The sequence below is a fragment of the Streptomyces sp. NPDC007856 genome (assembly GCF_042868225.1).
GTDB lineage: Bacteria > Actinomycetota > Actinomycetes > Streptomycetales > Streptomycetaceae > Streptomyces.
Genome location: NZ_JBIAEC010000009.1, coordinates 63,402 through 76,214 on the forward strand (window position 1 = coordinate 63,402; position 12,813 = coordinate 76,214).

The 12,813-nt window shown below is 70.2% G+C and carries 9 protein-coding genes and 4 pseudogenes; 6 read left to right on the forward strand and 7 right to left on the reverse strand.

Annotated features, from left to right (window positions below):
• Nucleotides 1-98: 98 nt before the first annotated feature.
• Nucleotides 99-981: pseudogene (locus ACFYOH_RS21910) on the reverse strand (helix-turn-helix domain-containing protein).
• 136 nt (nucleotides 982-1,117) lie between these two features.
• Between ACFYOH_RS21910 and ACFYOH_RS21915 the strand changes: the two are divergent.
• Nucleotides 1,118-1,531, forward strand: coding sequence for an ATP-binding protein (locus ACFYOH_RS21915; RefSeq protein ID WP_388627849.1), 414 nt, complete (start codon nucleotides 1,118-1,120; stop codon nucleotides 1,529-1,531).
• Between the two features lie 25 nt (nucleotides 1,532-1,556).
• Here ACFYOH_RS21915 and ispG read toward each other — a convergent pair whose 3' ends face one another.
• From ispG to dxr, 3 genes are all read right to left on the reverse strand, one after another.
• The gene (gene ispG / locus ACFYOH_RS21920; RefSeq protein WP_388627852.1) at nucleotides 1,557-2,714 is read right to left on the reverse strand and encodes a flavodoxin-dependent (E)-4-hydroxy-3-methylbut-2-enyl-diphosphate synthase; all 1,158 of its coding nucleotides are present in this window, start codon (nucleotides 2,712-2,714) and stop codon (nucleotides 1,557-1,559) included.
• 170 nt (nucleotides 2,715-2,884) lie between these two features.
• Nucleotides 2,885-4,189, reverse strand: coding sequence for a M50 family metallopeptidase (locus ACFYOH_RS21925; RefSeq protein ID WP_388627856.1), 1,305 nt, complete (start codon nucleotides 4,187-4,189; stop codon nucleotides 2,885-2,887).
• Nucleotides 4,186-5,457: a 1-deoxy-D-xylulose-5-phosphate reductoisomerase gene (gene dxr / locus ACFYOH_RS21930; RefSeq protein WP_388627858.1), complete on the reverse strand. Its 1,272-nt coding sequence runs from the start codon at nucleotides 5,455-5,457 to the stop codon at nucleotides 4,186-4,188. The genes ACFYOH_RS21925 and dxr overlap by 4 nt, the downstream gene beginning before the upstream one ends.
• A gap of 256 nt (nucleotides 5,458-5,713) precedes the next feature.
• Between dxr and ACFYOH_RS21935 the strand changes: the two genes are divergently transcribed.
• Nucleotides 5,714-6,181, forward strand: a complete 468-nt coding sequence (locus ACFYOH_RS21935; RefSeq protein ID WP_388627861.1) for a hypothetical protein — start codon at nucleotides 5,714-5,716, stop codon at nucleotides 6,179-6,181.
• A 38-nt stretch (nucleotides 6,182-6,219) separates the two neighbouring features.
• On the opposite strand, the gene ACFYOH_RS21940 is transcribed toward ACFYOH_RS21935, so the two are convergent.
• Nucleotides 6,220-8,157, reverse strand: coding sequence for an acyl-CoA dehydrogenase family protein (locus ACFYOH_RS21940; protein WP_388627863.1), 1,938 nt, complete (start codon nucleotides 8,155-8,157; stop codon nucleotides 6,220-6,222).
• Nucleotides 8,158-8,478: 321 nt separating this feature from the next.
• Between ACFYOH_RS21940 and ACFYOH_RS21945 the strand changes: the two genes are divergently transcribed.
• From ACFYOH_RS21945 to ACFYOH_RS21955, 3 genes and pseudogenes are all read left to right on the forward strand, one after another.
• Nucleotides 8,479-9,528, forward strand: coding sequence for a LacI family DNA-binding transcriptional regulator (locus ACFYOH_RS21945; protein ID WP_388627865.1), 1,050 nt, complete (start codon nucleotides 8,479-8,481; stop codon nucleotides 9,526-9,528).
• Between the two features lie 82 nt (nucleotides 9,529-9,610).
• Nucleotides 9,611-10,345, forward strand: a pseudogene (locus ACFYOH_RS21950) (family 31 glucosidase); the annotation flags it as partial.
• A gap of 25 nt (nucleotides 10,346-10,370) precedes the next feature.
• Nucleotides 10,371-10,544: a hypothetical protein gene (locus ACFYOH_RS21955; protein WP_388627868.1), complete on the forward strand. Its 174-nt coding sequence runs from the start codon at nucleotides 10,371-10,373 to the stop codon at nucleotides 10,542-10,544.
• A 65-nt stretch (nucleotides 10,545-10,609) separates the two neighbouring features.
• Here ACFYOH_RS21955 and ACFYOH_RS21960 read toward each other — a convergent pair whose 3' ends face one another.
• Nucleotides 10,610-11,230, reverse strand: coding sequence for a chorismate mutase (locus tag ACFYOH_RS21960; protein ID WP_388627871.1), 621 nt, complete (start codon nucleotides 11,228-11,230; stop codon nucleotides 10,610-10,612).
• Nucleotides 11,231-11,578: 348 nt separating this feature from the next.
• Nucleotides 11,579-11,775: pseudogene (locus ACFYOH_RS21965) on the reverse strand (hypothetical protein); the annotation flags it as partial.
• Between the two features lies 1 nt (nucleotide 11,776).
• Here ACFYOH_RS21965 and ACFYOH_RS21970 point away from each other — a divergent pair.
• A pseudogene (locus tag ACFYOH_RS21970) lies at nucleotides 11,777-12,744 on the forward strand (fibronectin type III-like domain-contianing protein); the annotation flags it as partial.
• Nucleotides 12,745-12,813: the final 69 nt, after the last annotated feature.

The window sequence follows — 12,813 nt, forward strand, 5'->3', positions numbered from 1 at the left end:
GCGTCCCTCCCCGTCAGCCTGCACATCAGCCCGAAAACACTAGTAGGCAAGACGAGTTCGCAATCGGGACCGGCACCAAAGGGGCGGTAAAACTCCGCTCAAGATTGGACAAGATCGAGGAACGCCTGCCAGGCAGCCGGGGGCAGGGCGAGGGCGGGGGCCGTGGCGGGGTTCTGCTTCGAGTCTCGTACGTGGATGGTGGAGCGCTCCCCCAGTTCCCTGACCGTCGAGCGATCGATGAAGAGGCGGCTGCTCTTGTATGCCTCCACGTACGCGATCCTGCGCCCTTTCGTCGTCTCGATCAAGGTGAATCGTCCGGAGAGGGCCGCATGCTCCTCGCGAGCGTCCGGCATTACCTGGATCTCCACGTTGGTCCGTTGACCGATGAGCAGGATCTGCTCCAACTGGCCCCGCACTACCTCCCGTCCACCCAGCCCTTTCCGTAGAACCGCCTCTTCCATCACGAAGCTGATGGTGGGCATCGGCTTCCGCCCGAAGATCTCCTGACGAGCCAACCGGGCCGTCACGCGCTGTTCGATCGTCGCCTCATCCAGCGGGGGACGCCGGACGGTGAAGACCGCCCGCGCGTAGTCCTCGGTCTGAAGCAGACCGGGCACGGTCTGCACGGCGAAGAAGTGCAACGCGACAGCCTTCTTCTCCAGCGGCCGCCGCATCTTGTAAGAACGCCGGGTACTGCGCTTTCTCCATCTCCTCGATGAAATCGACCAGCACCCCCTGCGCGCCCAGCACCTCATCAGCGTGCCTGATGAACCTCGCCGATGGAATGCGCCTCCCCTGCTCGAACGACGCGATGGTCGCCGCCGAGTACCCGGTATGGGAACCGAGTTCGGCGCGTTCCATGCCCGCCTGAGTCCGCAGCCGCTTCAACAACCGCCCGAAGATGAGCGGAACAGCCGAATCGATCCCGGACTCGCCCTCCGGCTCCGTCACTTCAGGCTCCGCCTGCGCTTCCTCGCTCACATACACCCCCAATTCCCTCGCGCCACCGCCGGTCACAGCGCGCCCGTGTAGAGCGGCACCCCTCGCTCGTACAACGCGGGTTGGTCAAGGTGCGGCCGCTGTTCAACGTTACTGAGCGTGCGCGAGCGTAAGCGGCATGACGTCGGAAATCTCCACCCGCGAATTCGCCATGCGCTTCACCTCCACCCCACGCGGCGCACGCCTCGCCCTGCGGCTCGTCTCGCTCCGGCTGGACGAGTGGGGGCACGCCTACGACGGCCCCGTGAACGAAGCCGTCACACTCATCGCCGCCGTGGCGAATGCGGTCCGGCACGGGCACGTACCCGGGCGGGACTTCCGTCTCCGGCTCACCGAGTCGTCCGGCACCCTGCGCCTGGAGGTCTCCGACACCCGTACCGAGCGGCTGCCCGAGCGGCGGGTCCCGACCGGCGAGTCCGGGCGAGGGCTGGTCCTGGTCGGGGCGCTCGCCGACAAGTGGGGCGTCACGCCGCTACAGCCCGGCAAATCCATCTGGGCGGAGGTATGGCTGAGTCCCGCCACCCAGGGGTGACGGGACTCACGAAAGCAGGCAAAGATCAGCCGGCCACCGACACCGACGGCTCGCCGGAGGCCACGCCGTCCTCCTCCATCTGCTCGGCCAGCTTCATGGCCTCCTCGATGAGGGTCTCCACGATCTTGGACTCGGGGACCGTCTTGATGACCTCGCCCTTGACGAAGATCTGGCCCTTGCCGTTGCCGGAGGCGACACCGAGGTCGGCCTCGCGGGCCTCGCCCGGGCCGTTCACCACACAGCCCATGACGGCCACCCGCAGCGGGACCTCCATGCCCGTGAGGCCCGCCGTGACCTCCTCGGCCAGCTTGTAGACGTCCACCTGGGCCCGGCCGCAGGACGGGCAGGAGACGATCTCCAGGCCGCGCTGGCGCAGGCCGAGGGACTGCAGGATCTGGAGGCCGACCTTGACCTCCTCGACGGGGGGAGCCGACAGGGACACGCGGATGGTGTCGCCGATGCCCTGCGAGAGCAGCGCGCCGAACGCCACCGCCGACTTGATCGTGCCCTGGAAGGCCGGGCCCGCCTCCGTCACGCCGAGGTGGAGCGGGTATTCGCACTGCTCGGCGAGCTGGCGGTAGGCCTCGATCATGACGACCGGGTCGTTGTGCTTGACGGAGATCTTGATGTCCCGGAAGTCGTGCTCCTCGAAGAGGGACGCCTCCCACAGGGCCGACTCGACCAGGGCCTCCGGGGTCGCCTTGCCGTACTTCTGGAGCAGGCGCTTGTCCAGGGAGCCGGCGTTCACACCGATGCGGATCGGGGTGCCGTGGTCCTTGGCGGCCTTGGCGATCTCCTTGACCTTGTCGTCGAACTGCTTGATGTTGCCGGGGTTCACACGGACCGCCGCGCAACCCGCCTCGATGGCGGCGAAGACGTATTTGGGCTGGAAGTGGATGTCCGCGATCACCGGGATCTGGGACTTCTTCGCGATGGTCGCCAGGGCGTCCGCGTCGTCCTGGGTCGGGCACGCCACGCGCACGATCTGGCAGCCGGACGCCGTCAGCTCGGCGATCTGCTGAAGGGTGGCGCCGATGTCCGACGTACGGGTCGTGGTCATCGACTGGACCGAGACGGGCGCGTCTCCGCCGACCGCCACGCTTCCGACCTGGATCTGCCGGCTCTTCCGGCGCTCGGCGAGCTTGGTCGGAACGGACGGCATGCCGAGAGAAATCGCAGTCATCTGCTGTGCAACCCCAAGTCGTGGATCAAGGTCCGGTCCCGTCTACGGGCGGGCTCCAGGCTTCGAGATTACGGTACGGGCCCAGGCGCCAGCACATCCCACCCGGTAAACACACCCGATGGAATGCGGCCCGGAACACCGGGTTCCGGGCCGCCTCCAACGCCGTATGGCTAAGAGATTTTCACGGGGTTAACGACATCCGCCACCAGGACCAAGATCGTAAAGCAGACGAAGATCCCCGCCACCACATACGCGACCGGCATCAGCTTCGCCACGTCGAACGGACCGGGGTCCGGGCGGCGCAGCACCCGGGCGACGTTGCGTCGCAGGGCCTCCCACAGGGCGCCCGCGATGTGGCCGCCGTCGAGCGGGAGCAGCGGGAGCATGTTGAACAGGAACAGGGAGAGGTTGAAGCCGGCGAGCAGCATCACGAACATCGCCACCTGCTGGGAGGCGGGGATGTTCAGGGTGGCGATGTCGCCGGTGATGCGGGCCGCGCCGATGATGCCCACCGGGGAGTCCGGCTGGCGCGGGGCGTTGCCCAAGGCGGCGTCCCACAGGGCCGGGATCTTGGCGGGCAGGGCGGCGAGGGAGTCGACGGCGTCGCCGACCCTGTCGGTCATCCAGGTGACGGACTGACCGAGGTCCTGGTGGACGACGCCGGTGGCGGCGCTGAAGCCGAGGAAGCCGGCCTTGACGTACTTGCCCTGGACGTACTGGCCGCTGGAGTCCTTCTTGGCGACCAGGTTGGTGGCGATCCTGGCGTGCAGGGTGAGCTGCTTGCCGTCGCGCTGGACGACGATCGGGACGGTCTTGCCGGCGCTGTCCCGGATCAGGTCCGAGAGGGTGTTCCAGTCCTGGGTCGGCTTGCCGTCGAAGGAGACGATCTTGTCGCGCTTCTTCATGCCGGCGGCCTGGGCCGGGGAGGCCGGGTCGGACTTCTTGCAGCTGTCGCGGTTCTCGCTCTGGGCGATGACGCAGGGCGAGACGGAGGAGACGGTGGTGGTCTGCTGCTGGATGCCGAAGCCCATCAGGACCGTGAAGAACAGGGCGATCGCGAGGATCAGGTTCATGAACGGGCCCGCGAACATGACGATCACGCGCTTCCAGGGCTTGCGCGTGTAGAACATGCGCGTCTCGTCGCCGGGCTGGAGCTCCTCGAAGGCGGCCGAGCGGGCGTCCTCGATCATGCCGCGCCACGGGGAGGTGGAGCGGGCGGAGACGCGGCCCTGGTCGTCGGGCGGGAACATGCCGATCATGCGGATGTAGCCGCCGAGCGGGACCGCCTTGATGCCGTACTCGGTCTCGCCCTTCTTCCGCGACCAGATGGTCGGGCCGAAGCCGACCATGTACTGCGGCACGCGGATGCCGAAGAGCTTGGCCGTGGACAGGTGCCCCAGCTCGTGCCACGCGATCGAGACGAGCAGGCCGACCGCGAAGACCAGTATGCCGAGGATGAACATCAAGGTCGTCATGCACGCGCCTCCGCGGTCGCCGTCGTGGCTGTGAGTTCGCGGGCCCGGGCGCGTGCCCAGGCCTCCGCTTCGAGGACGTCCGACACGGTGAGTGAAGTTCCCGCGGCCGGGGTGCCGTGCTCCTCGACCACCCGGGTGACGGTCTCCATGATGCCGTTGAAGGGCAGTGCGCCGTTGCGGAAGGCCTCGACGCACTCCTCGTTGGCCGCATTGAACACCGCGGGGGCCGTGCCCGCGAGCTGCCCCACGTGCCGGGCGAGGTTCACCGAGGGGAAGGCCTCGTTGTCCAGCGGGAAGAACTCCCAGGTGGAGGCCTTGCTCCAGTCGAAGGCGGGCGCCGCGTCGGGGACGCGTTCGGGCCAGCCCAGACCGATGGCGATGGGCCCGCGCATGTCGGGGGGCGTCGCCTGGGCGATCGTGGATCCGTCGGTGAACTCGACCATCGAGTGGACATACGACTGGGGATGCACGACCACCTCAATGCGGTCGAAGGGAATGTCGTAGAGGAGGTGTGCCTCGATGACCTCCAGGCCCTTGTTGACGAGGGTCGCGGAGTTGATCGTGATCACGGGGCCCATCGCCCAGGTGGGGTGGGCGAGGGCGTCCTCGACGGTCACCTGGGCCAGGTCGGCCTTCGTACGGCCGCGGAAGGGCCCTCCGGACGCCGTGACGACCAGCTTGCGTACGTCGGCCCGCGTCCCGGCGGCCAGTGCCTGGAAGAGGGCGGCGTGCTCGGAGTCGACCGGGATGATCTGTCCCGGCTTGGCGAGCGCCTTGACCAGCGGTCCGCCGACGATCAGGGACTCCTTGTTGGCGAGCGCCAGGGTGCGGCCGGCCTCCAGGGCGGCGAGGGTGGGCGCGAGGCCGATGGAGCCGGTGATGCCGTTCAGCACGGTGTGGCAGTCGGAGGCGGCGACCTGGGTGGCCGCGTCCGGTCCGGCGAGGATCTCGGGGAGCGGCTCGCCGGGGCCGTACTCGGCGGCGAGCGCCTCGCGCAGGGCCGGTACGGCGTCCTCGCGGGCGACCGCGACGGTCCGTACGCGCAGCCGGCGGGCCTGCTCGGCGAGGAGGGCGATGCGGCCGCCGTTCGCGGACAGGGCGGTGACCCGGAACCGGTCGGGGTGGCGCAGCACGAGGTCGATGGCCTGGGTGCCGATGGATCCGGTGGAGCCGAGGATCACCACGTCCTTGGGGCCGTCGCCCGCGAGAGGGTCGTAGACGAGGTGGGGATCGGCGAGGGGTGCCGGATGGGCGGGGCTGTCGGTCATCCCCCCATTGTTGCCCCAACCGGTGACGGCACGGACACGGCGTCCCTCGCGCGGGTGTGTCCGTACTCTTCGTCACGGTTTGCGATGGTTCTCCTGATCTGCGGTCACCGTGAAGATCGGGGTCCGTCCGGTCGGGATCAACCCGTTGGGACGCAACCATGGGAAATCGCGCGCACGCGGTGGCCGTCGATGGCATCCTTCCGGTGCAGCCCGTCATGGAGGGCGAAAGAGGGGGAGTACCACCATCATGAATCGCATGCGCGCGACCGCGGCCGTCCTGGCCACTGCCGGAATGCTGACCGCTGCTCAACTCGGTCTCGCCGGAGCGGCGTCGGCCGCCACGCAGACGCCGCAGAGTTCCGGTTGCCCGGTCGACCTGGTCTATCCGAGCAGCTTCTACATCAACTCGCAGGGCTGGGTGACCAACGGGGGGTTGTACTTCGGCATCAAGAACAAGAGCACGACGAAGAGCTTCAAGAAGGTCAGCTTCACGGTCACGGACGTGAAGAACATCCGTTTCGGCTCGGCCAAGGCCACGGGTGGCAAGGTCACGCACAAGACGTCGACGACGGTGACCGTCTACACGGGCACGCTGAACACGAAGGCGAGCCTCGGGGTGAAGGTGCAGACGCATCTGCTCAACACCCACACCTACAAGGCGAAGTTCACCCTGCACGGCTCGGGCTGGACGTGCGCCGTGGACCAGGGCACCTGGGGCAACTGACCGGCCCCAGGCGCCCGGTCGGCGGGCGGGAGGGCGGCTCAGTCCCCGAAGGGGCGGCGCTCGCTCTCCCGCTTGGACGCTCCAGGGGTCGCGTCGGCGATCCACGGGCCGTCTCCGGACGGGTCGACGACGCCTTCCTCCAGCCAGGTGTAGGACCCGGCGAGCACGCCCTTGACCACCTTGCGGTCGAGGGCGTCGGTGTTGGTCCACAGCCGGTCGAAGAGTTCCTCCACGCGGATGCGGGACTGCCGGCAGAAGGCGTCGGCCAACTGGTAGGCCTCGCGGCCGTGTTCGCCCCGGCTGCGCAGCAGCTCGGCCCGGACGCAGGACGCGCTCATCGCGAACAGTTCGGCGCCGATGTCCACGATCCGCCCGAGGAAGCCCTGCTTGGTCTCCATCCGGCCCTGCCAGCGGGACATGGCGTAGAAGGTGGAGCGGGCCAGTTTGCGGGCGGTGCGCTCGACATAGCGCAGATGCCCGGACAGGTCGATGCCGTACTTGAACTGGCCGTAGGACGTGGGGAGTTGTCCGGGTCCGGCGACCAGTTTGGGCAGCCACTTGGCGTAGAAGACGCTGGCGTTGGCGCCCGCTTTCGCCTTGTCGCTCAGGGACTTTTCGGGGTCGATGAGGTCACCGGCGACGGAGAGGTGGGCGTCGACGGCCTCGCGGGCGATCAGCAGCTGCATGATCTCCGTGGAGCCCTCGAAGATGCGGTTGATGCGCAGGTCGCGCAGGATCTGCTCGGCCGGGACGCCGCGCTCGCCGCGCGCCTTCAGCGACTCGGCGGTCTCGTAGCCGCGGCCGCCGCGGATCTGGACCAGTTCGTCGGCCATCTTCCAGGCCATCTCGGAGCCGTAGAGCTTGGCGAGGGCGGCCTCGATGCGGATGTCGTTGCGGTCCTCGTCGGCCATCTGGGAGGACAGGTCGAGTACGGCTTCGAGGGCGAAGGTCGTCGCCGCGATGAAGCTGATCTTGGAGCCGACGGCCTCGTGCAGTGCGACCGGCTTGCCCCACTGCTCGCGCTCCGCCGACCATTCGCGGGCGATCTTCAGGCACCACTTGCCGGCGCCCGCGCACATCGCCGGCAGTGAGAGCCTGCCGGTGTTGAGGGTGGTGAGCGCGATCTTCAGGCCCGCGCCCTCCGGGCCGATCCGGTTGGCGGCCGGGACCCGGACCTGGTGGAAGCGGGTGACGCCGTTCTCGATGCCGCGCAGGCCCATGAAGGCGTTGCGGTTCTCGACGGTGATGCCCTCCGCGGTCGCCTCCACGACGAACGCGGTGATGCCGCCCTTGTGCCCCTCGGACTTCGGCACGCGTGCCATGACGACGAGCAGGTCGGCCACCACCCCGTTGGTGGTCCACAGTTTCACTCCGTCGAGTACGTAGTCGTCACCGTCGGGTACGGCCGTGGTGGCGAGGCGGGCGGGGTCGGAGCCGACGTCCGGCTCGGTGAGGAGGAAGGCGGAGATGTCGGTGCGGGCGCAGCGGGGCAGGAAGGCGTCCTTCTGCTCCTGGGTGCCGAAGATCTTCAGCGGCTGGGGTACGCCGATCGACTGGTGGGCGGAGAGCAGGGCGCCGACGGCGGGGCTGGCGGAGCCGACCAGGGCGAGGGCCTTGTTGTAGTAGAGCTGGGTGAGGCCGAGGCCGCCGTACTTGGGGTCGATCTTCATGCCGAGGGCGCCGAGTTCCTTGAGGCCGGTGACGACCTCGTCGGGGATGCGGGCCTCGCGCTCGATGCGGGCGGAGTCGATCGTGGACTCGCAGAAGGCGCGGAGCTTGGCGAGGAACTCCTCGCCGCGCCGGACGCTCTCGGGGTCCGGGAGCGGATGGGGGTGGATGAGGTCGAGCCGGAAGCGCCCGAGGAACAGTTCCTTGGCGAAGCTGGGCTTGTGCCAGTCCTGCTGCCGGGCGGCCTCCGCCACCCGGCGTGCCTCGCGCTCGGTGACGGTGGTGCGTGACTTGGTAGGGGCGGACATTGAGGCTCACCTCGCCGCGAAGAGGGACGATTCGGACCGTTCGTTACCGACCAGTGCTACTGGATCGTTGGTACCCGAAACGGGCCGACCCCACCACCCCTCGCGCGGCCATCCGGCCGAAAGCCCGGCCGGAGAGCCGTCACGCGGGTGTGTACCGGCGCTCCGGAGCGCGCCACTTTGCGCCGCCCGGGAAAAGGTGTCGAAGCGCTTCGACAGCCCATGGACACCCCGCCCCGGCCGAGGCCAGTGTCAATCTCACCCTCACTCACCCCCGTCAGCAATGCGCGACAGTCGAAGCGCTTCACAACGCTTGGAGCTCGGATGGTCACCCTCGCCGAGGTCGCGCAGCACGCCGGAGTCTCGGCGAGCACGGTGAGCTATGTCCTCAGCGGCAAGCGGTCCATCTCCGCGACCACCCGGCAGCGCGTCGAGCAGGGCATCCGGGAACTGGGCTACCACCCGAACGCCGGCGCCCGCGCCCTGGCCGGCAAGCGGTCGAACATCATCGCGCTGATGATCCCGCTGCGCACCGACATGTATGTGCCGGTGATGATGGAGATCGCCATCGCGGTGGCCACCACCGCTCGCATCCACGGCTACGACGTCCTGCTGCTCACCGGAGAGGAGGGCCCCGACGCGGTGCGCCGGGTGACCGGCAGCGGTCTCGCCGACGCGATGATCCTGATGGACGTCGAGCTGGAGGACGAGCGGCTGCCGCTGCTCAGGCGTGGGGGTGCCCCCGCTCGAGCGAAGCCGAGAGTGGGGGACGATCAGCCCTGGGTGCTGATCGGCCTGCTGGCCGATACGGCGGGTCTGACCTGTGTGGACCTGGACTGGACGGCGACCGGCGCGCTGTGCGTGGAGCACCTGGCGGGGCTCGGTCACCGTGACATCGCTGTCATAGGCGAGGCCCCGGCCGTCTACGAGCGCCACACCGGTTTCGCCGAGCGCACCCTGGACGGACTGCGCTCCCGGGCCCGCGAGGCGGGCGTACGGCTGCTGCACCGCCCGTGCGACGGCGGCCACGACGCGATGGCCGTGACGCTGGCCCGGATCCTCGACGAGCGCCCGGCGACGACCGGGTTCGTGGCGCAGAACGAGTCGGCGGTGGAGCCGCTGCTCGCGCTGCTGCGCCAGCAGGGCCGGGCCGTGCCGGAGGACGTGTCCGTGGTCGCGATCTGCCCGGACCAGGTCGCCGTGCAGGCCTCGGTGCGGCTGACCTCGGTCGCCATCCCGGCGCAGGAGATGGGCCGGTACGCGGTCGAGCATCTGGTGGCCAAGCTGGACGGACGGGGCGGCGACGAGGTCGTGCTGCTCGCACCCGAGCTGACGGTACGGGCGAGTTCGGGACCGGCACCGGCCGCCTCCTGACCGCACCTTCCCGTGCTCTGGTGCGTCCGGGGCACCCCTCTGCCTGCCTTGTCCCTGTCCCGCGCTCCTTCAGGAGCATGCAGTGAATCAGCCTGCCGTCACGCAGCCCAAGGTCTCCCTCGCCCAGTCCTCCCCCACCACCGGCACCTTCCGTGAGCGGGACGGGGCGCTGGAGTGGAGCGGCCGTCAGGAGACGGTGTGGATCGAGCCGTGGGGTCCGGACGCGGTCCGGGTGCGCGCCCGGCTCGGCGGCCCGGTGCTGGACGGGCTGCCAGGCGCGCTCCTCGACCCCCCGCCCGCCCAGGACGCCACGGTCGGGATCGGTGCCGGTGCGGCGCGGCTCACGGTCGGCGCGCTGACCGTCGAGGTGAGCGCCGAGGGCATGCTCCGCTTTCTGCGCACCGAGGACCGTACGGAGCTGCTCGCCGAGGAGCCGACCCACTTCTGGTGGCCCGGGTCGCGGCTCCACACGGCGGTCGGCAACGGCCACCACCGCCTGGAGCAGCGCTTCGCCGCGTACGAGGGCGAGCGGCTGTACGGCCTCGGCCAGCGCCAGCAGGGACGCCTGGACCAGAAGGGCCTGGTGCTGGACCTGGTGCAGCGCAACGCCGAGGTGAGCGTCCCGGTGCTGGTGTCCAGCCGGGGCTACACCCTGCTGTGGAACAACCCGGCGATCGGCCGGGTGGAACTGGCGGGCAACGGCACCCGCTGGGTCGCGGATTCGGCCCGGCAGATCGACTACTGGATCACGGCGGGCACCCCGGGCGACGGCCAGCGCGCCTACAGCACGGTCACCGGCCGCTCCCCCATGCTCCCCGGGCCGGGATCTGCTGGTCGCCCTGGTGCTGACCGTCGGCGCGACGGCCCGGACGACCCACCTTCCGGCGGGCGCGCGCTGGACGGACGCGTGGACGGGTGAGACGTACGAGGGCGGTACGGCGGTGACGGTGGACGCGCCGCTGGACCGCATCCCGCTGTTCCTGCGGGACGGGGCGGAACTGCCCATCGCACGGTGAGGAGCGAGTGAGCGCGGCAGGGAGCCGGTTCCGGCGTGGGCCCGGCCCCCTGTCGTCCTGGTGGGTCAGTAGGCGCAGACCGACCGCAGGGACCGGGCCAGCGCCTTGGTGTGCAGGTGGTCCAGGTCCTGGTCGTGGCGCACCTGAAGGGCGGCCAGGACGAGTTCCGGACGACAGGTGAGGGCCGTACGGTCCGCCGTCGTGTCGGCGATGGCCTGGACGAGGGCCGTGTTGATGCGGTTGATCCGCTGGCGGACCACGCTCAGGTCGGGCCGGGTGGTGGGGGCCTGCTCCGGGTGATCGGTCCAGAGCTGGAACAGGCCGCGCTGCACGAGTTTGTTCGCCTCGATCTGGTCGCGGAAGATCGCCCGGACCTCGTCGGGGTCGGCACCGAGCTGTACGGCCTGGGCGGCCACGGAGTCGAGAACCTGCTGTTCGCGGGCGGGGTCGTCGATGGGGCTGTCGGTGCCCCATTTCGCGGCGGCCACCAGGTCGGCGGTGGCCAGCCGCTCGGCGGACAGCTCGGCGACGGGGTGCAGGGCGCTCGGGTCGGGGACCGACGCGGTGTACGCCGGGGCGGCGGGCCGGGAAGCGGGAGCCGCGACCGCGGTCGCCGTCGTGGTGAGCAGGACGGCCGCGGTCGCGACGGTGGCCAGCAGAGGGCGCAGGGTAGTGGTGTTTCGCATGCCCACCATCAAACCGCACCCGGCCGGGTCAACTGCTGCTGGTGCTCTCGCTGTTGACGGTGAAGTCCAGTCCGCCGGAGGAGGAGGTGACCGTTCAGCGTGGTGCTGCCCCACTGGTCGCAGGAGGACCAGACGGCGGCGGAGGCGGGGGCCGAGGCGAGGCCTACGGTGGCACCGAGGGCGAGCGCGGGGGCGATCAGGGCCTTGGCGACCGCTCAGCGTGCTTGTTGCCATGGTGTCTCTTCCATGGGTGGGGGCGGCGACGAGGTCGAGCGGTGCGGCACCGGAGGAAGTCCGCAGGTCGATGCGGTGGGTGCGGCCGGGCTTGAGAACGGCCCGAGCACCCTGCCGCACCTGGAAGGCGGGGTGGAAGGGCTGCACCCACTGCAGCGGGCGGCCGTCGGTGAAGCCCTCGGCGGCGGTGCGGTCGCGGGCGAGCAACCGGTCCTGGAGTGCGGGGAGTCGGCGGCCAGGCGGGGCGGCCGGGCGTGCTCGCCCCCGTTGGGGCGGACCAGGGTGTGGTGGGTGACGACGACCCGGTCGTCGGACGTGGCCCGGCTTCCGGCGGTGCTGTGGACCGCGCACGGCGGCCAGGCGGCGGGCACCGCCCTGGCCCGCACCCTGGCGGGAGACGTCTCCCCGGCCGGCTCCCGCAGACCTGGTACGCCTCCGACGCCGACCTGCCCGACCTGCTCGCCTACGACGTCATCGGCGGCCGGCAGACCTACCTCTACTTCGAGGGCACCCCGCTCTTCCCCTTCGGCCACGGCCTGTCGTACGCGTCCTTCGGCTACGCCGACCTCGCGGCCCGCATCGAGGACGGCTCGGTGCGCGTCTCGTGCGCGGTGACGAACGCCGGGGACCGGGCGGCGGACGAGGTGGTGCAGCTCTACGGCCGGGCCGTGGAGCTGTCGGTGGTCCGGCCGCGCCGTGAGCTACTGGCCCACCGTCGGCTCATCCTCGCCCCCGGCGAGACGGCCCCCGTCTCTTTCGAAGTCCCGCTGAGGGCCTTGGAGTTCTGGGACGTGGCGCAGGGCTGCCGACGGATGGAGGGCGGCCCGTACGACCTGTTGCCCGGCGCGTCCAGCGAGGACATCCGGCTGCCACGACCGTGCACCTCGACGGCACGCGCCCGGCCCCGCGCCCGGTCGTGCAACGCGGTCTGGCGGCGGCCGACTTCGACGAGCAGTCCGGCATCGCGATCGTGGACCGGACCAGGGCGGCGGGCGACGCGGTGAACACCGGCGCACGGCAAAACGGCCGAACTGGTCTGCCACGCCTGCGACTTCGGTGCCGGGGTGAGCGAGGTGAGGGCGCAGGTGGCGGACGAGGGCGTACTTGAGGTGTCCCTCGACGGCGGCCCGGTGCCGGCCACCCTGACACCGGCCACCCCCACCGCCGGCGTCTACGACTACACCGCCCTGGGCGCCGGCCTCGCCGCCAACGGTGTGCACGACGTCCGCCTCGGACTGCGCGGCCCGCTGCGGCTCGCGCACGTCGGTTTCTCCGGTTGAGGGTCTGGAGGAGACCGACGACGGGAAGGGGCCCGGCACCGAAAGGCAGCGGTGCCGGGCCCCTTCTGC